This window comes from Rhodococcus sp. IEGM 1307 (genome assembly GCF_030056915.1).
GTDB classification, from domain to species: Bacteria; Actinomycetota; Actinomycetes; order Mycobacteriales; family Mycobacteriaceae; genus Rhodococcus_F; species Rhodococcus_F opacus_D.
Window position 1 is genome coordinate 341,964 of the sequence record NZ_JASHKW010000006.1, and the last position, 24,367, is coordinate 366,330.

Here is a 24,367-nt window from a genome sequence, read left to right on the forward strand (position 1 = left end):
CCGAGTGCCGTGACGTCGAGGTCACCCGAGAACCGCACGGCAAGAGGCAGGTTGTAGACGGGGCTCGAGGTATCGAACTGGTTGAGGAACCACACCCGCTGCTGGGTGGGCGACAACGGCACCCGCGTAGGCCGCACCTGCGGAACCAGTGCGGGAGTCGAGGTGTGGGCGTCGCGGTCGACTTCGTCGAATCGTTGCGCGAGCCCGCCGACGGTCGGCGCATCGAAGACGTCGCGCAGCGCCACCGGGACGCCGAGCGCCGTGCGCAGTCGCGACACCAGTCGGGTGGCGACGAGGGAGTTGCCGCCGAGGTCGAAGAAGTGGTCGTGGACACCGGCCCGCTCGACCCCCAGGATGTCGGCGAACACACCGGCGACGATCTCCTCGGTGGGCGTCCGCGGCGCCAGGTAGTCGGTGGTTGCCGCGTCGAGGTCGGGTGCCGGCAGCGCTTTGCGGTCGAGTTTGCCGTTCACCGACAGCGGCAGGGTGTCCAGGTGCACGACGTGCGCCGGGATCATGTACGACGGCAGAATCGTGGCGAGGTGGTCGCGGAGATCGGTCGCCGCGACGTTCACGGCACCGACCGTGTAGGCGACGAGGGCCTCTTCGCCGAGGTCGTCGCGGTGCACCACCACCACCGCCTGCGACACATCCGAATGCGCCTCCAGCGCCGTCTCGATCTCCCCCAACTCGATCCGCTGCCCCCGCAACTTCACCTGAAAATCAGTACGCCCCACATACTCCAACACTCCATCCGCGCGGCGACGCACCAGATCCCCGGTCCGATACATCCGCCCACCCGCCACATACGGATTCGCCACGAACCGATCCGCCGACAGATCCGCCCGGTTCAGATACCCCCGCGCCAGCTGAACCCCCGCCAGATACAACTCCCCCGCCACCCCGTTCGGCACCGGATGCAACCGGGCATCGAGCACATGCAACTGCGTGTTCCACACCGGACGCCCGATCGGCACCGTGTGCGTGTCCGCCGCACCGGTCTCCCAGTACGTGACATCGACCGCCGCCTCCGTCGGCCCGTACAAGTTGTGCAGATCGGCACCACTGACCGCCCGGAATCGCGACACCTGCTCCGGCGTCAACGCCTCCCCCGAACAGAACACCAACCGCAACGAATCACACTGTGCCGCAGCAGGTTCGGCAGTGAACACTAACAGCATCGACGGCACGAAGTGCATCGTGGTGATGCGGTGCCGACGGATGAGGGTGGCGAGGTAGTCGGGGTCGCGGTGCCCGTTCGGTGCGGCGATCACCAGCGTGGCACCGACCTGCAGAGGCCAGAACAGCTCCCACACCGACACGTCGAACGTCACCGGAGTCTTCTGCATCACCGCGTCGTCGGAAGTCAGCGGGTATTCGTGCTGCATCCACAGCAGGCGGTTCACGATCGCGCCGTGGGTGACCGCAACACCCTTGGGCCGGCCCGTCGACCCGGACGTGAAGATCACGTACGCCGTGTTGTCCACGGTAAGCGTGGTGGAGATCGGTGCCGGGTCCTCGTCGGGGAGGTCGAGCGTGTCGATGTGCAGCACCGGTGCCGCGGTGGCGAACGTGGTGTCGTCGGCGGCGCGTGTCAGCACGCACACCGGCTGCGCGGTGTCGAGCACGTATGCGGTGCGCTCGGCGGGGTGATCGGGATCGATCGGCAGGTAGGCGCCGCCGGCCTTCACGACGGCGTAGATCGCGACGAGCAGATCGATCGAACGGCGCATCCCGACCGCGACGACGGACTCCGGTCCCACTCCGCTTCCGATCAGATAACGGGCGAGGCGGTCGGTGTGCTCGTCGAATTCGGCGTAGGTCAGCCATCGTTCCTCGAAGACCAGCGCCACGGCGTCGGGTGTGGCGGTGGCCTGGGCCGCGAACAACGACACCAGAGTGTCCGCGGGCACGGGGTGGTTCGTTGCGTTGGCCACCGCGAGGGCGGACCGTTCGTCCGCGTCGAGCAGGTCGATGTCGCCGACGGCGACCGGCGGGTTGTCGCCGACCACGTCGAGGAGCCGGCCGAATCGTTCGCCGATCGACACGGCGGTGTCCTCGTCGAACAGGTCTGTCGCGTAGGACAATTGCACGGCCAGACCGGCGGGTGCGCCGGTGGAGTCGAACTGCTCGACGACGGTGAGCTGCAGGTCGAACTTTGCCACGTGGACGTCGATCTCGGTTGCCTCGACCTCGAGTCCGTCGAGTTCCACCCGGGTGTTCGCGGTGTTCTGGAAGGTGAGCATCACCTGGAACAGCGGGTGGTGTGCCGACGACCGGGCGGGGCTGAGCACCTCCACGAGGCGCTCGAACGGGACGTCGCTGTGCTGGAACGCGGCGAGGTCGGCGTCGCGGGTCCGGGCGAGTACGTCACCGAACGTGTCGCCGGGGTCGACGGTCGTGCGGAGGACGAGTGTGTTGACGAACATGCCGACCAGGTGGTCGAGCGCCTCCTCGCCGCGTCCCGCGACGGGGGTGCCGATCACGATGTCCGATCCGGCGCCGAGACGGCGGAGCAGAACCGCCAGGGCGGCGTGCGTCACCATGAACGGCGTGGTGCCGGTGCTCTGGGCGAGATCGACGAGACGCCCGTGCACGTCGGCCGGGATCGTGAACTGCACACGCCCGCCCCGGTGGGACATCTCGGCGGGCCGCATCCGGTCGGTGGGCAGCTCGATCAGCTGCGGCACGCCGGCGAGCGCTGCCTGCCAGTGGGCGATCTGCCTGGCGGACAGGCTGTTCGGGTCGTCTTCCGAACCCAGTAGATCCCGCTGCCAGAGGCTGTAGTCGGCGTACTGCACCGGAAGCGGCGCCCAGGTGGGTGCGTGACCGGCGGCGCGCGCCGCGTACGCGACCATCACGTCGGCAGCCAGCGGCGTCATCGACCAGCCGTCGGCGGCGATGTGGTGGACGACGAGGACGAGGATGTGCCGGTCGGGTGCCTCCCGGAACAGGCCGGCGCGCAGCGGTCTGTCGGTGGTGAGGTCGAATCCGGTGCCGCCGAGGGTCGTCATCGCGGCGGTGAGCGAATTTGCGTCGACGTCGATGGGATCGTCGCCGGCCAGCACGCTCACGACGGACGCGACCAGCTGGTGGGGTCCGTCGGGGCTGTCGGGGAAGACGGTGCGCAGCGCCTCGTGACGCTCCTGGACGTCGTCGATCGCCCCGAGCAGGGCGTCGCGGTCGAGTGCGCCGGTGAGTCTCAGCGCGATCGGCAGGTTGTAGGCGGGCGATGCCGTGTCGAACTGGTTGAGGAACCACATGCGTTGCTGCGCAACGGAGAGGGGCACCCGGTCGGGCCGTTGCCGAGCCTCCAGTACCGGACGCGAGTCGGCCTGCGCGCCGGTGTTCGCCGCCGCGACCGCCAGCTGCGACACCGACGGCGATTGGAAGAGGTCCCGGACCCCGATCCGCGCACCGAGGGCGGTGTTCACTCGGGACACGACCTGGGTGGCCATCAGTGAGTTGCCGCCGAGTTCGAAGAAGCTGGTGTCGACGCTCAAATCGGGTAGGCCGAGGACGTCGCGGAAGATCCCGAGGAGGATCTCCTCCGTGACCGTTCTGGGTTGCACAATCTCGGCCGAGTGTGCGGCGAATACCGGTGTGGGCAGTGCGTTGCGGTCCAGTTTCCCCGCCGGGGTCAGCGGCAACGAATCCAACACCATGATCGCCGACGGCACCATATACCCGGGCAACCGCTCCCCCACGAACTCGGCGAGAGCCCGGGTTTCGACCTCCACACCCGGCGCCGAAAGCACGTACGACACCAGCCGACTGCTGCCACTCCCGTCGTCATGGCCGACCGTGTGGGCGAACTCCACCACCGGATGCGCGGTCAGCGCGGCGTCGATCTCACCCAACTCGATCCGGAACCCCCGGATCTTCACCTGAAAATCACTACGCCCCAAAAACTCCAAAACCCAGGTGCCGTCCGGGGCGGCCACCCACCGCACCACATCACCCGTGCGATACATCCGCCCACCCGCACCGAACGGACACGCCACGAACCGCCCCGCCGTCAACCCCGCCCGATGCACATACCCGCGCGCCAAACTGGAACCCAGGACATACAGCTCCCCCCGCACCCCGACCGGAACCGGACGCAACCGCCGATCCAGCACCACCAGATCCACACCCACCGACGGCGACCCGATACTCACCGGCCGCCCAGGCACCAACGGACCGGTCGCCGACGACATGATCGTCGTCTCACTCGGACCGTACGCATTGACCATCACCCGGCCCGGCGCCCACCGCGACACCAACTCCGGCGGACACACATCACCGGCCACCACCACCGTCTTCAGACGGTCCAGACCACGGTGATCGAGCGACGCCAACGCCGCCGGCGTACAGAACGCATGCGACACCCCATGTTCGGCAAGGAACTCCGCCAACTCCGAGCCACCGAAAATCGTGGTCGGCGCCACCACCAACGTCGCCCCCGCACACACCGCCATCACCAACTCGAACACCGACGCATCGAAACTCGGCGACGCAAAATGCAACACCCGCGACCCCACGGACACGCCGAGCCGATCCCGCTCATCCGCCGCCAGATTCACCACACCCCGATGCGTGACCGCCACACCCTTCGGCCGACCCGTCGACCCCGACGTATAAATCACATACGCCGGATGATCCACCGACAACACACCCGTGCGGTCCGAATTATCCAGGGGCTCCGAGGAGTACGAGGCCAGACCCTCGACCACTGCGTCGTCGTCGAGGACGATCCAGTGCGTACCCTCCGGCAGACCCTCCCGCAACGCGGCCGTCGTCACACCGATCGGCGCACCACAATCCTCCAGCATGAACGCGATCCGGTCAGCCGGATAACTCGGATCCACCGGAACGAACGCCGCCCCCGACTTCGCCACCGCCCAGACACTGGACACGGACTCGACCGACCGCGGCAAGGCCAGCGCGACGGAAACCTCGGGACCGACCTGGAGGTCGATCAGGAGACGCGCGAGCCGGTTCGACATCTCGTCCAGTGCGCGGTAGCTCAGGGCGACGGCGGACGTCCCGTACCCGGGTGCGACGAGGGCATCCCCGTCCGGGTTGCTGCGGACGGCGCCGGCCAGCAAGTCCGGCAGCGTGACGGGTGCGAATCCGGCGCGCCCGGTGGCGGGCACCAGACTGCGGCGTTCGCCGTCGTCGAGGATCTCGAGGTCGCCGATCCGTCGCGGTCCGTCGGTGTCGGAGGTGAGGAACGCGCCGAGGAACCGGCTGAAGCGAGCGTGATGGGCGGCGAGGGTGTCTTCGGAGTACAGGTCGGGGTTGGCCTCGAGGTCCAGGTTGAGGCTGGTTCCGGCGACCCCGTGATAGACGTTCACGGCGAGGTCGGTGATGGGGCCGGTCGACAGCAGTTCGAGTCGGCCGACGATGCTGCCGAGGGTGATCTCGTTGTGGAACAGCATGACGTTGATCAGTGGGCCGTAGAAGCCCTGATCATCGGTGGCGGCGTCGCGTCGGATATCGATGTGCGGGTACCGCTGGTGCCGGAGCGCCGCGGTGACTTCCAGCCGGACCGCCGACACCAGATCCGTGTTCGTCATGTCCGGGCGCACGTGCAAGCGCAGCGGGACGACGTTGGACACCATGCCGCCGGAGCGGCGGAGCAGCGCGGTGGTGCGGGCGGTGACGGGCAGGCTGACCGCGACCTCCTCGCGTCCGGTCATCCGGGAGAGGTACGCGGCGAAGGCGGCGATGATTTCGAATGCGGTCGACGAGTCGTGGCGGTCCGTCGCGGCCTCGAGGTGATCGACGAGGACGTCGGGGATCTGGCCGCCCGTCGTGCGGCTCCTGGCCCGTGCGGGGGCGGTCCGGTCGACGAGGCTGTGCGGTTCGCCGATGGTGGATACCCGCTCGGACCAGTACTCCCGGTCGGCGCGGTAGCGCGACGACGTCCGGTAGTCGTCGTCGACCCGGGCGACGTCGGTGAGTGCGGCGGCCTTGGACGGCCCGGCGGTGCGCCCCTCGACGGCCGCGGTGTACAGCTCCGCGGTCCGGTCGACGAGTGTCACCGATCCCATGCCGTCGAGCGCGACGTGGTGGACCCGGCTGTACCAGTAGTGGCGGTCCGGCCCGATGCACAGCAGCGCCGAGGTCGTGAGCCGATCGCGGCACACGTCGAGCGGGGCGGTGTACTCCTGCCGCATCCACTCCGTGGCCGCGGCCCGCGGATCGGGCTCGTGCTGCAGGTCGACGAACCGGACCGATGCTTCCAGGGTGGGATCGACCAGCTGATAGGGAACTCCGTCGACTTCGACGAGGCGGAGGAATGCGGAGCCGAGTTCGCGGCCCGCGGTGATCATCGACTCCGACAGCAGCGGTAAGTCGAGTGCACCCACCAGTTCGACGCACTGCGCGATGGTGACGGGCACGTCGGGACCGAGTTGCTGGGCGAACCACATGCCCTGCTGAGCGGCGGAGAGCGGGAATGCACCGTCCGGAATGCGACCCTCGGTGGTCACGTCACCACTCGGCACAGCTTCGACCACCTTGTTCGTCCTCTTTCCCGCTCCGGCGGTGGGACGAACCCACCGGCCACCGAAGAAACTCATAGTGACCTGCGAACCTGGGAATTTACCGAACCTTACCCGGGAGTACGCTTCAGGTTCCTATCGGACGTACGGTTCAGACCGTTTCAGGGTGTCTCACGATGTGGACATGGCGTCGGTTTGCCCACGTACGTCACGTTTCGGTGCGGTCGATACGGCACTGCCCCATTCCTTCCGCGGAAGGAATGGGGCAGCGGTCGGTGCCGGGTAACTAGCCGGCTGCCGCACCCTTGATCTTGGCGATCCGGTTCCGGAGCCCCCACTGCGTGACCTTGAGGAGCGCCTCGCGAACGATCCCGCCGCTCATCTTCGACTCGCCGATCTCTCGTTCCGTGAACGTGATGGGAACTTCGCGGACGTCGAAGCCCTCCTGAATGGCCCGCCATGCCAGATCGACCTGGAAGCAGTAGCCGTGCGACTCCACCGCGGCGAGGTCGAGCTTCTCCAGTACCTCACGGCGGTACGCCCGGTATCCGCCGGTGATGTCCTTGATCTTCACGCCCAGCGCGAGCCGCGAGTAGATGTTTCCGCCGCGCGAGAGCCACTCGCGGTGTTTCGGCCAGTTGACGACCGTGCCGCCCGGCACGTACCGCGAACCGAGCACGAGGTCGGCGCCGGCGTCCACCTGGTCGAGGAGTCGATGCAACTGCTCGGGCGCGTGGCTGCCGTCCGCGTCCATTTCGACGAGGACGGTGTAGTCGCGGTCCAGTCCCCAGTGGAAACCGGCGATGTACGCGGCGCCGAGACCGTTCTTCTCGGTGCGGTGCATCACGTGGATGCGGCCGGCGTCGTCGTTCGACGCGAGGGCGTCCGCGACGTCGCCCGTGCCGTCCGGGCTGCCGTCGTCGACGACGAGAACATGCGTCCGCGGCAGCGCCGCATGCAGGCGACCCACGATCAGGCCGAGATTCTCCCGCTCGTTATACGTCGGAATGATCACCAGAGTCCGTGCGCTCGGTGCCCCGCTCTGCCCGGAATCGGTCTCCGATGCCATGAGGATCCTCCCTGCCGGCAACTGCCGGCGCCTTCTCGGTACTGCCTTGAATCAGTGTGCGAACTGTGCGTCGTCGTTGCACCACGGCGAACGCGACGGCAGCGACGGCGCCGACACAGAGAAGAACCTCCGGAATCGGGCCGAGCCGACTTGCCAGCGTAGTACCGGTGCGCAGCGGCACCTGCGACACCAGGGCCGCGGGTACGAAAAGTGAGGTTTCCGCCGCCGTGGAACCGTCGGGCCCGATGATCGCGCTCACACCGCTGGTTGCGGCGACGACGACGGCGCGGCCGTGCTCCACCGCCCGCACCTGCGACATGGCGAGCTGCTGGTAGGTCATCTCGGTGTCGCCGAACGTGGCGTTGTTGGTGGGGACGGCGAGCAGTTCGGCGCCGCTGCGCACCGACTGCTCGAACGCCCGGTCGAACGCCACCTCGTAGCAGGTCGCGACCCCGACGGCGATTCCGTCCGCGTGGACGACGCCGTCCCCGTCGCCGGGAACGAAGTTGCCCGCCCGGTCGGCATACGCGGAGAAGTGCCGGAAGAACCCGCGGTACGGCAGGTACTCGCCGAACGGCTGGATGATCTTCTTGTCGTGCTGCTCCTGCGGTCCCGCATCGCCGTCCCACACGATCACCGAGTTGGTGGTGGTGCGGTCGGAATTCACGAGCACCGCGCCCACCAGAATGGGCGCACCGATCGCCTCGGACGCCCGGGAGATGTCGGCGGCGGCGTCGGCGTTGCGCAGGGGATCGATGTCGGACGCGTTCTCCGGCCAGACGACGAGGTCGGGTTGCGGCGCCGCGCCCGACGCGACGTCGTCGGCGAGTTCGAGGGTGCGGTTCACGTGATTGTCGAGGACCCGCTTGCGTTGGTCGTTGAAGTCGAGTCCGAGTTTGGGGACGCTGCCCTGGATCGCGGCGACGGTGATCGTCCGGTCTCCCGAGTCCATGCCCGGCAGTGTCGGCCATAGCGCGAGCGACACGACGGTCGCGGCGAGGGCGGCGACCAGACCGCCTGCGAGCGGCCGCGTCCAGTTCGTGGCGCCGCCCGCCCGGGCCCGCACCGTCACGGCGACGGATGCCAGCCCGGCACCGGTCAGTGCGACGGCGAAGCTGAGCAGCGGGGCACCGCCGATGCTCGCGAGCGGCAGGAACCAGCCCTCCGACTGGCCGAACGCCAACCGCCCCCAGGGGAAGCCGCCGAACGGCACGCTCGCGCGCAACCATTCCGTGAGCGACCAGCACGCCGCGATCCACAGCGGGGCCCAGCGCAGCCGGGACACGAGCACGGCGAGCACCCCGAACAGTCCGATGAACAGCGACTCGACCGCGGCGAGCGCTAGCCACGGGAGGGCTCCGACGAACACCCCGATCCACGGGAGCAGCGGCACGAGGAAACCGAGTCCCGCGAGGTACCCGTAGCCGAAGCCCGCGCGCAGTCTCGGTGCCGCACCCCCCGCTCCGGTGAGGATCAGCGTCAGCAGGGCGATGCCGATGGGCGCGAGGAACCACAGGGGCCGGGGCGGAAACCCGGCGAACACGAGGAATCCCGCTGCCACCGACAGGACGGAACGCACCGCCACGCCGCGCTTTCCGGTAATCCAGCGAGACGTCGTGCTACCGCTCATGGACGACGCTCCCCCGGTGCACCGAACGCAGCAGCACGGGTGTGGGCGCGTCGTCCTCGAGCCGCGGCAGGGCCGGGACCCGGGACCGGGGATCGGTCGACCACCGCTGCACGGAGTCCTTGGGCGCGCTGACCACGAGTTCCCCGGCATCCCACACGGCGTACGACGCCGGCGCTCCCGGGTCGAGCGTCCCGGCGAGACCGTCTCGGACCCCGCCGGCCCGCCATGCACCCCGGGTGGCAGCGGAGAACGCCGCGCGCGGGGAGATCGCGCTGCCGGGGGTGCGGTGATGGACGGCCGCGCGCAGCATCGCCCAGGGGTCGACCGGGGTGACGGGCGCGTCGGAGCTCAACGCCAGCGACACCCCGGCGGAGGCGGCGGCGGAGAACGGGTTGAGGGTGAGGGCACGCTCGGTTCCCAGGCGCTGCGCGTACAGGCCGTCGGTGCCACCCCACAGGGCGTCGAACGCGGGCTGGACGCTGGCGATCACACCCCACTGCGCGAGCCGCGCGGCGTCGTCCCCGGTCATCATCTCGGCGTGTTCGAGTCGGTGCCCGGCCTTCGCGACCGCGGGCCCGCCCAGTTCGGCGGCGACGACGGCGAACGCGTCGACCGCGGCCCGGACGGCGGCGTCGCCGATGACGTGGAATCCGGCCTGGATTCCGGCGATCGTGCAGGCGCGCACGTGGGCGGCGATCTCGTCGACTCCCAGGTAGCTCTTGCCGGTGCCGCCGGCCAGATCGGCATAGGGTTCGCTGAGCCACGCCGTGTGGGAGCCGAGGGATCCGTCGATGAACAGGTCGCCGCCCAGCGCGTGGGCGCCGGTGGCGTTCAGCAGCTTCCTGGCCTCGTCGGCGTCGGCGACCGCCTCACCCCAGTAGCCGCGGACCTCGACACCGTGCGCGGTGGCGAGGAGTTCACGGAAATCGTCGAGTCCGGCGATGTCGGGGCCCCCGCACTCGTGCACCGCGACGATGCCGCGGCAGGCGATGGCGTCGAGGGCCGCGATGCGGGCGGCGGACCGCTGCTCGGCCGTCAGCAGCGAGCGCGCGACGGTGCGGGCGGCGTGGTGCGCCTCGAATGTCAGCGGCCCCTCCGGCGAGAAGCCGGCGGTGTCGCTCAGATCCGGGACCGACCGGCGCAGGGCCGTCGAGCAGACCGCCGAATGGACGTCGATCCGGGACAGATACACCGTGCGTCCGGGCGCGGCCTCGTCGAGCTGCGCCGTGGTGGGACCGGCGCCTTCCGGCCACGCCGATTCGTCCCAGCCGTGTCCCCAGATGACCGCGTCGCCGTGGGTGCGGGCGAAGGAGGCGAGCCGGTCGAGGCATTCGCGAAGCGACCCGACACCGACCAGGTCGAGCCCGACGATGTTCAGGCCGAGCGCCGTGACGTGCACGTGGGTGTCGACGAAAGCCGGGGTGACGAATGCGCCGCCGAGGTCGACCACGCCGGCACCGGGGTGCAGCGCACGGGCCGCGCGGTCGTCGCCGACCCACGACACGACACCGTCGGTCACTGCCATCGACGTGGCGTCTGGAGCAAAGGAACTGTAGATTCGGCCGCCGACCAGCAGTTGTGTAGTCACAGGCAACCAGTCTGCCTGTTAGGGCAGAACGCGGGGATCACGGGTCGGGGTTCGGGGCTCCTCGTCGATCACTACGCCCTCGAAGACCTCGTCGACCACCTCCCCTTCGATCACTTCGCCGCCACCCCGCCGGGGTGCCCGTGCGAATGCTTCCGCCCCGGCCGCGACGGTGGCCGCACGCCTGCCTGCCAGCAGGACCACGACGGGCCGAAGTGCCCATCGGGTGGGGGGAACGAGGAAGAGCAGCCCGAGCACCGAGGTGACCAGGCCGGGGACGAACATCAGCGCGGAGCCCAGTGCGACGAGTGCGCCGTCCGCGACCGCCGAACCAGGAGAGCCGTCGCCGCTCGCCGCCCGGCGCAGGCCGTCCATCACACGACGCCACTGCGACCGCATCAGCAGCAGTCCGATCAGCGTTCCACCGAGCAGGAGGAGCACGGTCCACAGCACGCCGATCGCGTGACCGACCAGGACGAGCGCGGCGATCTCCACCACTACGTACAACAGGAACAGTGCGGCGTACATGACGCCCCCTTTCGGACGGCCGGGTCATCGAGGGTCTGGGTCAACCGTCTGATCGTTCAACGTTCGACGGCGCCGATTTTCTCCCGGCCGCAGATATCGAAGCGCTCACAATGCTAAACCTCAAGTTGACATTGAGAGTCTGGGCATGATGCAGTTCACTGCGATGGGGGTCTTCCGACCCCGCGCACAACGAGGAGCCGATATGACTCGTTCCACCGTCTTCCGCCGAGCCGCAATCGTTCTCGCGTCCGCAGCCGCCTTCGGCATGCTGTCTTCGGGACCGGCATCGGCAGCACCGGTCGCCGACTTCGCGAAGGGTGCCGCCGAACTGCAGGCGCTGGCCACCGAGGTCTCCCCCGCCGCGACCGCGGCCGTGGACGCCCTTCTCGGCGCCAGCGTGTTCATCCCGAAGGACGTGCTCGAGGTCGGACTCACCACACCGCAGGACTTCATGTACCCGTCCCCCACGCTCGGGTGCGGCGTCGCCGACAAGCCCGCGACGGTCACGCTGGCGAGCGCTCAGGGCGGACCGAACCTGTTCCCCCAGATCACCGCCAACCAACTCCGATTCCAGGCCATCCCCGCCTACGTCGCGATCCCGCAGACGTCCGACCTCAGCGTCGCCTGGATCAACCTCACGACGTTCCAGGGCGGGATCGTCACGCTCGACGACAAGCTGCCGATCATCAATACCCCGCTGCTGTCGAAGATCGTCGACACCGGCAAGGGAACCGTCCTCGCGACGATGTTCGGCACGGTCGGCTACGCCGACTCCGTCACGTGCACCGTGGTCCCGACCGTCGGCACCTTCACCGTCTAGCGGCAGTACGCTTCCCCACCCGCCGGCCTACGAGCCGGGTCGCACCAGGCCCGTCTCGTAGGCCAGCACCACTGCCTGGACCCGGTCGCGGACGTTCAACTTGGTCAGAATCCGGCCCACGTGCGATTTGATGGTCGACTCCGAGAGGAACAGCTGACCGGCGATCTCCGTGTTCGACAACCCGGTGGCGACCAGCTGCAGCACTTCCCGTTCACGCTCGGTCAGCACGTCGAGGACCTCCGGGTCACGAAGCGGACCCGGACCGTCGTCGAGGAACCTCGCCAGCAGCCGGCGGGTCACCTTCGGCGACACCACTGCGTCCCCCGCGGCCACACTGCGGATGGCCGACACCAGGTCTTCCGACGGGGTGTCCTTGAGCAGGAAGCCGCTGGCCCCGGCCCGCAACGCACCCATGGCGTGCTCGTCGAGGTCGAAGGTGGTCATCACCAGCACGCGGCTCGCGACCCCCGACTCCAGGATCTGGGCGGTCGCGCTGACCCCGTCCACCACCGGCATGCGGACATCCATCAGCACCACATCGGGTTCGAGTTTGCGGACCGCGGCGACGGCGGCCGCGCCGTCGCTCGCCTCCCCGACGACAGTGATGTCGTCCTGAGCGTCGAGCACCATATTGAGGCCCATCCGCATCAGTTCCTGGTCGTCGACGAGTAGCACGGTGATCGGCACAGCGCCAACCTAACACCGCGGTCCGGGCGGGCGCCCGGCCCGCGGTACGCGGCGGTCACGACTGGATAACCAAACCAAGACCGGCAGAAGCGCTGGCATACGCTCGAAGTCTGCCTATGATCGAATCGGCGGCCAGTCGGAGTGCCCACAGATCGGGGTGTCCAGATGCGAATCGCGGATGTGTTGCGGAACAAGGGTCCGGCCGTGGTGACGGTCGATCCGGAGATGCCGGTCAGCACGCTGATCGGCGAACTCGCCAGGCACAATGTCGGTGCCCTGGTGGTGACGGAGAACGACGCCGTCGTCGGGATCGTCACCGAACGCGACGTGGTGCGCCGCATCCACGAACGCGGCCCAGACATCCTGAATGCCCGGGTCGTGGACATCATGACGACGTCGGTGTTCGCCTGCCTCCCGACCGACACCGTGGACAGTCTCGCCGAAACCATGACCGAACGCCGGATCCGGCACCTGCCGGTGATCGTGGACGGGCAGCTGGTCGGCATCGTCAGCATCGGCGACGTGGTGAAGAGCCGGATCGGCGAGTTGCAGACCGAACGCGACCAGCTCGAGTCCTACATCGACCACGGCTGAACGAGAACCTCATGGCCCTGTTCGTCGTGGAATACACGTACAGCCCCGAGACGTCGTCCCTCCGCGACGACCACCGGACACAGCATCGTGGGTGGCTCACCGAACTGGTCCGACGCAAGGTCATGCGCTCGACCGGCCCCCTCGCCGACGGCCACGGTGCGCTGTTCATCGTCGACGCCGAGGACGAGGACGCCGTCGCACGCCTCTTCACGCAGGATCCGTTCGCCCAGGAGAATCTGGTGCAGAACGTGCAGATCCGCGGATGGACGCCCGCGATGGGCGAATTCAGCGAGTAGGACGCACGTCACACCCAGCCGAACGGGGCTCGGCTCCGAATACCTCTAGCGGATCGTTCTGCGCACGCCGCGATGATCGCTGTACCAGTCGTCGTCGGGGCGAAACATCGAAGGAAGTACGCATGCCCGGGTTCCCCCTCGCACCGGCCGACAGCCTCGGCCAGGACGCGTTCACCTCGCTGGTGGTCTCTCTTCCACGCCCGGTCAGCGTCTATGACGACCGACGGCAACTGGTGTTGACGAACCCCGCCCTCGCCGACTTCGTCGGATACCGATTGGACGAATTCGATCGTGTGGACCTCGCGGGATTGATGCACCCGTCGGATGCGCCGCGGTGGTTCGGCCTGGTCCGGGGTGTCCTCGACACCGGCACCGCCCACGCCGGGTATGCCCGCATCCGGCACAGGAACGGGAACTGGCTGTGGGCGCACGGGTTCGCCTCCACGTTCACGTCCGCGGACACCCGCTTCGTCGTGCTCGTGTGGCAGGACAGGACCGACGACGTCTGGAACAACCCGCGCTTGCTCGACGAGGCCGACGTCGTCCGTTCGCGGGCGATCATCGAACAGGCCAAGGGTGCGCTGATGCTCGTCTACTCCCTCTCCGCCGACGCCGCCTTCGACCTCCTGACGTGGCGGTCACAGGAGACGAACACGAAGATCCGCGTGATCGCCGAGCAACTCGTTCTCGCGTTCGGCGACGACATCCGCGCGCCCACTTCGTTTCGCGACCGTTTCGACGCTCTGCTGCTCACCGCTCACGAGCGGCGCAGCCGATAAAAAAGCCCGGGGCGGTCCCGCGACCTGGGGGCTCAACCCGCGGAACCTGGGCCGGTGGTGCCACCGGTGACGCTTCCGACCCTGGGGCGTCGATTTCCCGCCTTGTCGAATGACTAAACAGTCGGCGGGCACCAGCGCGTGCGCGCGGTACGACCTTTCCGGCGACCGGGACCGTGCGGCCGTCGAATTCGGCGGCTGCCAGCAGCAGTCGCGGCTCCCCTCTCTAGGATGTCGCGGTGTCCACAGGATTGCTGAACGAACCGCTCGAGCGGTCTGCCCCGCCACCGGTACCGAGACCGTTCCGGGCGCCGATGATCCTCGCCGCGTCCGGCGCGGTGTTGGCCGCCGTGTTGTTCTGGATCGTCTCCGGCAGCCTGACGGACGATGCCTACATCAGTTTGTCGGCCGCCAGGAACCTCGCCGTCCACGGGGAGTGGGCGATCGTCCACGGCCTGACCGCGAACACGTCGACGTCCCCGCTCAACGTGCTCGCGCTCGGGGCACTGACGTTCCTGACCCGGTTGTGGGGCCCGGGCGACCCCCTGTTGGCACTCGGAATGCTCAACGTCGCGGTCACCGCCCTGTTGGGCTGGGTACTGGCGCGGATGTGCCGGCGGCTCGGCATCGGGACCGGGTGGGCGGTACTCGCCGGCGCGCTGGTGGTGTTCAACCCGTTCGTGTTGTCCGCGGTCGGGCTCGAGGTGCTGCTGATCCCGGCGGCCGTCGCGGTGATGGTGTGGTTCGCGCTCGAGGGCAGGGCCGCCTGGTTCGGTGCGGCCGCGGGGATGGCGGCGCTGGTACGTCTGGACCTGCTCGTTTTCGTCGTGGTCATCGCTGCCCTGTCACCGGCGATTCGCACGCAACTGCGGCGCGCCCTCGCCGGCTTCGCCGCGATCGCAGGGCCGTGGTACCTGTTCAGCTGGGTCGTCCTCGGTTCGGCGCTGCCCGACACCTTCCTGATCAAGCAGGGCCAGGCCTCCGACGTGGGCGGCTACAACTACCTCACCGGCCCGATCATGTACTTCGAGTCCAACCCGTGGCGGACCGTGGCGGCATTCGGTCCCGCGGTCCTCGCGCTGGTGCTGATTCTCGTCGCGCTCGCCTCGTACGCCAGACCCTGGAAGCGACCGGTGCCGGTCCCCGTGCCGCTGCTCGCGCTCGGCTTGTCCGGCGCCCTCTACTACGTCGCCTACGTCGTGCTCGACACCGTGCCGTACCACTGGTACTACGTGGCGCCGGCGACCACGCTGGCGATGTTCGCCGTCCTCGCCGCCGGCATCCACTGGAGCGCCGCGCGCGACACCCCGTACCGCGCCGCCGCAGGCACTTTGGCCGGCCTCCTCGCCGTGCTGGGAGTCGGCGCCGTGTACTACGACGTCGAGAGCGGTCTCCCGTGGGAGGCACCCCCCATCTTCGGTAACTGGGCGAGCGCGCAGGACTACGAACGGGTCGGCCGGGCGGTCGGGACACTCGTCGGGGAGGCGCCGGTGCGATCCCCCGGTGAGATCGGGACCCTCGCCTACTTCTGTGAGTGTGTGATCGTCGACGAGTTCTCCGACCGCGGATTGGTGGTCGAGGACCGGTTGGTGCCCCGTCTCGCGGAGGCCACGGAACCGGCGCGAACGTTGCTGCGCGCCAACTACGCCTTCTTCGACTACCGGCTCGCACCCGTGAATCCCGCGTTCGATCTCCGGTACGAGGAGGGCCGTGGTCCCGGCGGTCCGATGTCCTGGGACGTGTTCTCCGCTGCCCGCGGAGCCGGTCACTTCATCCTGGTGCCGCTCGCCGGCGGCTGACGCCCTCGAACACGTCGTAGCCGGGGGTGAGGACGTGATCCGGGTCGAACCTCCGTTTGGCCTCGTCGAGGCGGTGGAACGCGGACCCGAAATGCCGGCGCCAGTCTTCGGGGGACATGGGGACCGCGCTCACCGGGTAGAGCGCGCCGCCGGCGTTGCGGACGCGGTCGTACGCGGCCCTGTTGGAGTCAACGAGCCTGTTGGCGTCGCCGAGGTCGGCGGTCGTCGGCACCCGGACGAAGTTGAACGCGAAACACAGGCCCTCCGAGGGTGTCCGCAGCAGTGGACTGGTGATCGCTCCGGTGCGGATCGGCGACAGCACGATCTGACCGAACTTGCCGAGGTCGGTCGCAGGGTCAAGCCTGCCCAGCTCGTCGTCGACCACCGACTCGACGTGCGAGTCTCCGATGAAGGTGGTGATCCAGGGGTGCGGGTGGAACCACTGGCCGTTGTCCCGCAACGCCGCTTCCAGCCCGGCCAGCCGCTCGAGGTAGTCGACGTACGCAATCGTGCCGGGCATCCGTCCGGCGGGGTCGTCGGACAGTCCGGCGAGCAGGAGGTCGTCGTCCGGCGGGCTCCCGGTGAAGAACTTCGCCACGTCCAGCTGGAACGAGAGCTCACCGGTCGGTGCTGCCAGGATCGCGCCCTGCACCGCGTCGAAGCCGGCGCCCGCGGACAGGAGGCGCGCGTCCTTCAGCATCCCCGCCAGGTTCGGGTAGACCAGCACGAACCTGCGCACCTGCTCGGGTGCCGCGACGAGTTCGAGCGTCGCCTCGGTGATCACGCCCACCTGGCCGAGCCCTGCCCGCACCGCGTCGAACAGGTCCGAGTGGCTCTGTGCCGAACAGGTGATCGTCTGCCCCGTGCCGGTCACCACGTCCATCGAGATGACGTTGTCGCTCTGGACGCCGTACCGCGAGGTCGTGCCGCCCACGCCCCCGACGACGAGTGTCCCGCCGACCGACAGGTCGAGGTAGTCGGTGAGCACGGGCGGGGTCTGTCCCCGCGGCAGCGTCGCGGCGAGCACCTCGCGCCACGTCGTGCCCGCGCCGACGACGATCCGGTCGCTCACCGCCCGGCCGACGGAGTGCCGCGTCGACATGGCGGCCACGATGCCGTTCCGGGCTCCGGATCGTCCCCACACCGAGTGGCGCTGCCCCTGCGCGGCGAACGTGCGGCCCCGCTTCGCGGCCCAGCGGATCGTCGCAGCGACGTCGTCGGTGGATCCCGGTAGCAGGACGGCCTCCGGTTCCGTGTGCACGAGGTGCCCGAAATCGTCGGCGGCCTGTTCTCGCGTCGCTTGATCGAACCGCAGCTCGCCGTCCAGCGCCGGCGGCGGCAGATCGGTGGTCCGTGCGTTGCGAAGGTGCGGGTCCATCGGGTTCTCCTTCCATGGATTCTACGACCCGCCTGCCAGGTCACGAGGTTGCCGATCCTCGCTTCGCGTCGAGTCGGTGAAGCAGTGCGCGCGCGCCGTCGAGGAGCAGTTCGAGTGCGTCGGGATAGGCGCTGCGGTCGGAGAGGTCGACGAGCAGGCCCGCCGTCGCGGCGATGTGCGGGTGCGTCTCGGCCGGCAGTTGCGCGTAGGACGATCGCCACAGTTGCCGGTCGGACTCACGGACGTCCTCGGGCAGTGCGAGTTCGGCTCCGTCGAGGGCGGCGAACGCCAGCATCTGATCGACGAACGCACGGTAGAGGCGCACCGCTGCGCCGTCGGGGAACCCCGCCTCGCGCAGTATCCCGAGGATCGTGTCGACGGCCGCTTTCTCCGAGGTGCGACCGCTGACACGGCTGGCCGACAGGACTGCCGCCTGGGGGTGGTCCAGATACGCTGCATGCGAACGTATTCCGAGGGAGTGCAAGTCGCGCCACCAGTCTCCGGTGGGTTCCCACCCGCGGAATGACCGGCCGATCAGCTCGTCGGCGATCGCCAACGTGAGGTCGTCGATGCCGCGAAAGTACCGGTACAGGGTGCTGGGGTCTGCCCCGAGCGCAGCACCGAGGCGGCGGACGGACAGGCCCGCGCTGCCGTGGTGCCGCAGCAACCGCAGTGCCGTCTCCATGATCAGCTGCTCCGAGAGAACTCCACCCTGCTTCGTCGGCCTGCGCCTCTTCCGGGCCGAGTCCGAGACCACCTGCTTCGCCATTCCGGGATCCTTCCGTCGGCCGCAGCTTATGCCAACACCGTTGACGGTGTAAACGGCGACGGTGTTGCATGTCACAGGCAGGGAGCGAAGCCCCAGGCCGCGGGCACGAGACACCGGACCGGCGCGTGGCCTCTCGTCCCTCTCCACCTCCAGCGAAAGCGACGCACACATGGCAGCAGTGAACAACGGCGCGGCGGACGCGCCGAGGGCGACGTCCCTCCGCAAATCCCTCGGCGTCATGGATGGAGTTGCGATCGCCGCCTCGAGTACCGCGGCGACGACCAGCATCGGTGTCGGTTTGGGGGTCATCGCCGCCGTGGTCGGTCTCCAGATGCCCGTGGTGCTGTTACTGGCGTTCGTCCCGATTCTGGGAATTGCCAGCGGATACGCCCGGCTCAACCGGGTCGAACCCAATTGCGGCAACAGCTACGTCTGGGTGGGCCGCAGTCTCAGTCCGTGGCTGGGTTTCCTCACCGGGTGGATGGCCATCGTCGCGGTTGTCGTGTTCATGGCCTACACCACCGCGATCGCCGGGTCGGCGATCCTGCAACTCGCCGGCATGGCCGGCCTGCACGGCATCGGCGGGCTCGCTCTCGATCCCGACTCCACGCTGCAGTCGACGATCTTGGGGCTGACGATCCTCGGTGCGGTGACCTTCACCGCCGTCCGCGGCGTCGCGGTCGCGGCACGGCTGCAGAAGTATCTCCTCGTCTTCGAGTACGTCGTGTTGATCGGCTTCTGCACGTATGGACTGTTTGCCGGGAGCCAGCCGTTCTCCCTGTCCTGGTTCAATCCCTTCGCGATTCCGTCGTTCGCCGTGCTCGCCGAGGGCATGGTGATCGCGGTCTTCTTCTACTGGGGTTTCGAAGCGGCGTTCAGTGTGAGCGAGGAGGTGCGCGATCCGCGCGATGCGTCCCGCGCCGGCGTGATCACCGTCTTCCTGGTCCTCGGCTTGTTCCTGCTCGGTGCGGTGGCCTTCCAGCGCGTCCTCACCCCCACGGAACTGGCGGACAACGGGACCGTCGGGCTCGCGTTCCTCGGCGAGGCACTCGCCCGTCAGCCGCTGGCCGCGCTCCCCGTGGTGGCGCTGATGTTCTCCGTCGTCGCCTCGCTCCAGGCCACCGTGATACCCAGCGCGCGTGGACTGTTCGCGATGGGCCGGGACCGCACGCTCGGCCCGGTGTGGACCCGCATCCATTCCCGCTATGGAACCCCGGCGGCCGGAACCGTGCTGCTCGGCGGCATCTCCGCCGTGGTCGCACTGCTGGCCACGGTCATCCCCAAGCTCAGCGACCTTCTCGGTGCGGGCATCAGTTCGATCGGTCTGGTGGTCGCCCTCTGGTACGGCCTGACGGCGCTCGCCGCCGCCGTCCGGTTCCGCGGACTCCTGCGCGAACGTCCGTGGGAGGGACTGCGCGCGGTCGTGTTTCCCGCCGTCAGCGCCCTGGTGTTGCTGGCGTTGGGCGGTTACCTGGGCTGGATCTTCTACACCTCGGCAGATCATCTCGAGTTCAGCGCGACCAACGGTTGGTTTCAGCTGCTGTTCCCGGTCCTCATCCTGATCTCGGGGCTGGTGGTGGCCGCGCACGCGAAGTGGGTCCGGCGGTCGCCCTACTTCGTCACCGGACGCGGAACAGATGCCGACGCCGCCGACCTGCTCGGTGCACCCACCGAGGTTCCCGTGACCACCCGTTCCTGATCAGCGCGACGCGACCTGATCCGACCACCGACGAAATCACTTCCCGACAGGAGATTTTCGATGTCAGCAGAACCCGCAGATCTGGTCTTCACCGGCGGATCGATTGCCACCCTGGACCCGGCCCGCAGCCGCGCCACGACGGTCGCGGTCACCCGTGGCCGGATATCGGCTGTCGGCCACGACGAGGTCCGGGAGTTGATCGGCACCCGCACCGAGGTCGTCGACCTCACCGGCAGGCTGCTGCTCCCCGGCTTCCAGGACGCGCACATCCATCCCGTGGTGGCCGGACTCGAGTACGCCCGGTGCAACCTCACCGGCGTCAGCGATGCCGCCGCCACCCTCGCCGTCATCCGCAGCTACGCCGACGCACACCCGGAGTTGCCGTGGATCGTCGGCGGCGGGTGGTCGATGGAGGCGTTCGACGGGGGGACACCCACCGCGCAACTCCTCGACACCGTCGTGCGGGATCGGCCGGTGTTTCTGCCCAACCGCGACCACCACGGGGCCTGGGCCAACACGAGAGCCCTGGACATCGCGGGCATCACCCGAGACACCCCCGACCCCGTCGGCGGACGAATCGAACGCGACGCCGACGGCGTGCCGACCGGCATGCTCCAGGAGTCTGCGATGGAGTTGGTCGGCTGCCACACCCCGCAGCACACGCCCGACGACCGACTGAAGGCCCTGCTCCATGCCCAGCAGCACCTGCATGCGCTCGGCATCACCGCCTGGCAGGACGCGCTACTCGGCGACACCTCCGGGATCTCGGACGTCTCGGACGCCTACCTGACCGCGGCCGGCGACGGGTCCCTCACTGCGCGGGTGGCGGGCGCCTTGTGGTGGGATCGCGATCGGGGCGCCGAGCAGATCCCCGACCTGCTCCGGCGACGTTCCCGTCTCCGCGTCGGGAGGATGCGGGCCGACACCGTGAAGATCATGCTCGACGGTGTCGCCGAATCCCGCACCGCGGCCATGATCTCCCCGTATCTGGATGGATGCGGCTGCGCGACAGCCCATTCCGGCACCAGCTTCGTCGACCCGGACGCGCTGCGCGGGTACGTCACCGAGCTCGACGCCCTCGGCTTTCAGGTGCACTTCCACGCGCTCGGCGACCGGGCCGTGCGCGACGCGCTCGACGCGGTCGACGCCGCTCGGACGGCGAACGGATTCCGCGACACCCGGCCGCACCTCGCCCACCTTCAGGTCGTGGACCCGGACGACATCCCGCGCTTCCGCGCGCTCGGCGTCACGGCCAACATGCAACCGCTGTGGGCAGCCCACGAACCGCAGATGGACGAACTCACCATCCCCTTCCTCGGGGACGAACGCTCCCGCCGGCAGTACCCCTTCGGTTCCCTGCTGCGCTCGGGCGCAACGCTGGCGGCCGGCAGCGACTGGCCGGTCAGCAGCGCCGACCCGATCCACGGCATCCACGTCGCGGTCAATCGCGTGCTGCCGGGCCGGGACGGGCAAGGCCGCCCGGTGTTCCTCCCGGAGCAACGAATCGACCTCACGGCCGCACTGACCGCTTACACCGCCGGGTCCGCGTACGTGAACCACCTCGACGACACGGGGAGCATCGAGGTGGGCAAGCTCGCCGACCTGGTAGTCCTCGACCGGGACCCGTTCACGGGAACTGCCGACGAGATCGGCGGGAGCCGGGCGGTCCTGACCTATGTGGGCGGTGATCGCGTCTACACCGCACCGGACGCGTGAGGTCCCGCGGGAGGAGGCCCTGTTCGGTGGCCGCGGATGCCGATCGGCGGACCGTCGTGGCGCCGATCGGCATCCGCGGCCACACTGGAGATGTCCCGCCGAAGTCAGGAGACAGTGATGGGCGACAACAGGCCGTTCGGGTTCGACCCCGACGATCTCGACCGCGTGATCCGTGAGGCCGGCGAGGAATTGCAGGGCGTCAAGGACCGGATCGTCAGGTTCCTGGACCAGGCGGATTCTCAGATTCCGTGGACGGGCGTGTTCGCGGACTTCGCCCGCTCGCCGCGCGGCGCGTCGAAGCCGGAAACGGCCGGCGAGACCGGTGACGGTGTGTGGGCGATCTACACGCTCGACGACGAGGGCGTCGCACGTGTCGAGCAGGTGTATGCCACCGAACTCGATGCGCTCCGCGCGCACAAGCACAACACGGATCCCCACCGGTCGGTGCGGTTCCTCCCCTACGGCGTCACCGTCAGCGTCCTCGACCAGCCGGAGGAAGCAGCGCCACCGGAGACGGAGTGACCGGGGCCGCTCAGTCCTCCAGCTCGAGCGGCAACTCCGCGGTGACCCGCCAACTGCCGTCGGTCTGCCGTCCCGCCTCGAGGGTGCCGTGCAGGACGGCGACCCGCTCTCGCATGCCGAGCAGCCCGTTGCCCGACCCGAGCGAGAACTGTCCGGACGAGTTGCCGTTGTCGGTGATCTCGACGAGCACGTCCGTCTCGCGGCGCCGCACCCGCACTTTCGCGCGCGGACGTTCCCCGGCGTGCCGCAGCACATTCGTCAGCGATTCCTGGACCAGCCGGTGGACGCCGAGGCTGACCGCGGGGCTGATGTCGTCCAGCTCCCCCGTCAGTTCGAGTTCCACGGGCAGGCCGGCGCTGCGCATCATGTCGACCACTCGGGCGAGGCCGGCCGTGCCGTGCTGGGGCATGTCGTCGGTCGCCGGTTCGGTGCGCAACAGCGAGACGGTGCGCCGCAGTTCCGCCAGGGCCTCCCGCCCGGTGCTCGCGATGTTGGTGAGCGCCTGCTTCGCGATGTCGGGGTTGGTCTTCAGGGCGTAGGACGCGCCGTCGGCCTGCACGATCATCACGCTCACGGCGTGCGCGACCACGTCGTGCAGTTCCCGGGCGATCCGGGTCCGCTCGGCGGCCACCGCGTCCTCGGCGCGGCGATCCCGGTCGTAGTCGGCGACGACGAGGCGTGCGGCGACCTCCTCGTCGTAGGCCCGGCGGGCGCCGAGGAACTCCGCTGTGATCCAGGAGAGCGCGAAGACGAGGACGGAAAACAGTCCGGCCGCCACCAGTTCCTGTTCCAGCAACCAGATCGACAGGGCCGAATCGACGGCGAGGCCCACCGCGTACACCGCGGCCGTGCGGCGGTCGACGTAGGCGACGAGCGTATAGAGGGCAACGGCAAGGGCCAGCAGACCGGGATGTTCGGCGTCGAGGTCACCGATCGAATAACTGATGAAGGTGATCGTGATCGACGTCACCAGAACGGCACCGGCCGCCGCCCGCGGGTACTTCCGACGCCACGCGATCGGCAGGCACAGCAGGAAACCCATGACCAGCTGCACCCACGGCGAGCGGTCTCCCGACGCGGTGAACACGAACACCTCGAGGGTGAACAGGATCGCCGCCAACATCGAGTCCGCAACCGTCGGCTTTCCTCGCAGCCACAGACTGAACCTCCGCATGTGCACAGCGTAAGTACCTCAGGGTGGGTGTGGTTGAGTCTGCACCATGAATGTGGGTGACTGGGCGCTTCTTCTCACCGCCGCGACGGCCGCCGGGTGGGTGGACGCTGTCGTCGGCGGCGGCGGACTGATCCTCATTCCCGCACTGTTTCTCGTCGCACCGCAGCTGACGCCGCAGGCGGCGCTGGCCACCAACAAGCTCACCGCGTTCACCGGCACCTCCGCCGCCGTCGTCACGTTCGCGCGCCGGATCCCCATGAACTGGCGGCTGCTGGTTCCCGCCGGCCTGCTCGCGGCGGTGGCGTCCGCGCTCGGCGCGGCAACGGTGTCGCGCATCGACAAGGACGTCTTCATCCCGCTCATCATGGCGGTACTCGTCGGCGTCGCCGTCTTCGTGACGATCCGTCCGCAGCTCGGGACCACGCTGGCGAAGGATCCGCCGACACGGCGGAAGGTCGTCGCAGTCGTCCTGCTGTCTGCCGGGCTCCTCGGTTTCTACGACGGCCTGTTCGGGCCGGGCACCGGAACATTCCTCATCATCAGCTTCGCCACGTTCCTCGGCACGGAGTTCGTGCGCAGCGCGGCGATGGCGAAGGTGATCAATCTGGGATCGAATCTCGGTGCGCTGGTGTTCTTCGCCGCCACCGGCCACGTGCTGTGGGCACTCGGTCTGGGTATGGCGGTCTGCAACGTGATCGGCGCGGTCATCGGTTCGCGAATGGCCTTGAGCAAGGGCGCCGGATTCGTCCGGATCACCCTGCTGATCGTGGTGATCGCGATGGTGATCCGGTTGGGTTGGCAGCAATTCGGCTGAGCGACCGACTACGGTGGTCC

At 68.8% G+C, this 24,367-nt stretch carries 18 protein-coding genes (1 of these 18 running past the window's edge); 9 read left to right on the forward strand and 9 right to left on the reverse strand.

Annotated features, from left to right (window positions below; translation table 11 throughout):
- The 5 genes from QM841_RS14355 to QM841_RS14375 form a co-directional block, all read right to left on the reverse strand.
- Positions 1 to 6,506, reverse strand: the start of a protein-coding gene (locus QM841_RS14355) for a non-ribosomal peptide synthase/polyketide synthase (protein ID WP_283332480.1). It extends 23,035 nt beyond the left edge of the window; only the first 6,506 of its 29,541 coding nucleotides appear in the window; it begins with the start codon at positions 6,504 to 6,506; its stop codon lies beyond the left edge, outside the window.
- 271 nt (positions 6,507 to 6,777) lie between these two features.
- Positions 6,778 to 7,560: a polyprenol monophosphomannose synthase gene (locus QM841_RS14360; RefSeq protein WP_280784436.1), complete on the reverse strand. Its 783-nt coding sequence runs from the start codon at positions 7,558 to 7,560 to the stop codon at positions 6,778 to 6,780.
- The gene (gene lnt, locus QM841_RS14365) at positions 7,487 to 9,190 is read right to left on the reverse strand and encodes an apolipoprotein N-acyltransferase (RefSeq protein ID WP_283332481.1); all 1,704 of its coding nucleotides are present in this window, start codon (positions 9,188 to 9,190) and stop codon (positions 7,487 to 7,489) included. Before lnt ends, QM841_RS14360 begins: the two co-directional genes overlap by 74 nt.
- Positions 9,180 to 10,784 (reverse strand): amidohydrolase, encoded by a 1,605-nt coding sequence (locus tag QM841_RS14370; protein WP_283332482.1) that lies wholly within the window; start codon positions 10,782 to 10,784, stop codon positions 9,180 to 9,182. Before QM841_RS14370 ends, lnt begins: the two co-directional genes overlap by 11 nt.
- A gap of 12 nt (positions 10,785 to 10,796) precedes the next feature.
- Positions 10,797 to 11,303, reverse strand: a complete 507-nt coding sequence (locus QM841_RS14375) for an FxsA family protein (RefSeq protein WP_283332483.1) — start codon at positions 11,301 to 11,303, stop codon at positions 10,797 to 10,799.
- A gap of 202 nt (positions 11,304 to 11,505) precedes the next feature.
- Here QM841_RS14375 and QM841_RS14380 point away from each other — a divergent pair, with 202 nt between their 5' ends.
- Entirely contained in the window at positions 11,506 to 12,123 is a 618-nt protein-coding gene (locus QM841_RS14380; RefSeq protein WP_280784440.1) for a hypothetical protein, read from the forward strand.
- Between the two features lie 27 nt (positions 12,124 to 12,150).
- Here QM841_RS14380 and QM841_RS14385 read toward each other — a convergent pair whose 3' ends face one another.
- Entirely contained in the window at positions 12,151 to 12,810 is a 660-nt protein-coding gene (locus QM841_RS14385; protein WP_005260679.1) for a response regulator, read from the reverse strand.
- A gap of 165 nt (positions 12,811 to 12,975) precedes the next feature.
- On the opposite strand from QM841_RS14385, the gene QM841_RS14390 reads away from it, so the two are divergent.
- The 4 genes from QM841_RS14390 to QM841_RS14405 all read left to right on the forward strand — a co-directional run bounded on the left by QM841_RS14390 (position 12,976) and on the right by QM841_RS14405 (position 16,275).
- Positions 12,976 to 13,404, forward strand: coding sequence for a CBS domain-containing protein (locus QM841_RS14390; RefSeq protein WP_009472696.1), 429 nt, complete (start codon positions 12,976 to 12,978; stop codon positions 13,402 to 13,404).
- Between the two features lie 11 nt (positions 13,405 to 13,415).
- Positions 13,416 to 13,700, forward strand: coding sequence for a YciI family protein (locus QM841_RS14395; protein ID WP_105417547.1), 285 nt, complete (start codon positions 13,416 to 13,418; stop codon positions 13,698 to 13,700).
- Positions 13,701 to 13,822: 122 nt separating this feature from the next.
- A complete protein-coding gene (locus tag QM841_RS14400; protein WP_283332484.1) occupies positions 13,823 to 14,479 on the forward strand; it encodes a PAS and ANTAR domain-containing protein in 657 nt (218 codons plus the stop codon).
- Positions 14,480 to 14,715: 236 nt separating this feature from the next.
- Positions 14,716 to 16,275 (forward strand): glycosyltransferase family protein, encoded by a 1,560-nt coding sequence (locus tag QM841_RS14405; protein WP_283332485.1) that lies wholly within the window; start codon positions 14,716 to 14,718, stop codon positions 16,273 to 16,275.
- Here QM841_RS14405 and QM841_RS14410 read toward each other — a convergent pair.
- Entirely contained in the window at positions 16,247 to 17,653 is a 1,407-nt protein-coding gene (locus tag QM841_RS14410) for an FAD-binding protein (RefSeq protein WP_283332486.1), read from the reverse strand. The genes QM841_RS14405 and QM841_RS14410 overlap by 29 nt on opposite strands.
- Before the next feature lie 40 nt (positions 17,654 to 17,693).
- Positions 17,694 to 18,422 carry a TetR/AcrR family transcriptional regulator gene (locus QM841_RS14415; protein WP_283332487.1) on the reverse strand — a complete coding sequence of 243 codons (729 nt, stop codon included), beginning with the start codon at positions 18,420 to 18,422 and terminating at the stop codon, positions 17,694 to 17,696.
- A gap of 169 nt (positions 18,423 to 18,591) precedes the next feature.
- Here QM841_RS14415 and QM841_RS14420 point away from each other — a divergent pair, with 169 nt between their 5' ends.
- The 3 genes from QM841_RS14420 to QM841_RS14430 all read left to right on the forward strand — a co-directional run bounded on the left by QM841_RS14420 (position 18,592) and on the right by QM841_RS14430 (position 22,359).
- Positions 18,592 to 20,121: an APC family permease gene (locus QM841_RS14420; protein ID WP_280784445.1), complete on the forward strand. Its 1,530-nt coding sequence runs from the start codon at positions 18,592 to 18,594 to the stop codon at positions 20,119 to 20,121.
- A gap of 60 nt (positions 20,122 to 20,181) precedes the next feature.
- A complete protein-coding gene (locus QM841_RS14425) occupies positions 20,182 to 21,837 on the forward strand; it encodes an amidohydrolase (protein ID WP_280784446.1) in 1,656 nt (551 codons plus the stop codon).
- Positions 21,838 to 21,954: 117 nt separating this feature from the next.
- A complete protein-coding gene (locus QM841_RS14430; RefSeq protein WP_005246369.1) occupies positions 21,955 to 22,359 on the forward strand; it encodes an Rv0313 family protein in 405 nt (134 codons plus the stop codon).
- Between the two features lie 10 nt (positions 22,360 to 22,369).
- On the opposite strand, the gene QM841_RS14435 is transcribed toward QM841_RS14430, so the two are convergent.
- The gene (locus tag QM841_RS14435) at positions 22,370 to 23,533 is read right to left on the reverse strand and encodes a sensor histidine kinase (protein ID WP_280784447.1); all 1,164 of its coding nucleotides are present in this window, start codon (positions 23,531 to 23,533) and stop codon (positions 22,370 to 22,372) included.
- Between the two features lie 46 nt (positions 23,534 to 23,579).
- Here QM841_RS14435 and QM841_RS14440 point away from each other — a divergent pair, with 46 nt between their 5' ends.
- Positions 23,580 to 24,347, forward strand: a complete 768-nt coding sequence (locus QM841_RS14440) for a TSUP family transporter (protein WP_011593477.1) — start codon at positions 23,580 to 23,582, stop codon at positions 24,345 to 24,347.
- Positions 24,348 to 24,367 lie beyond the last annotated feature (20 nt).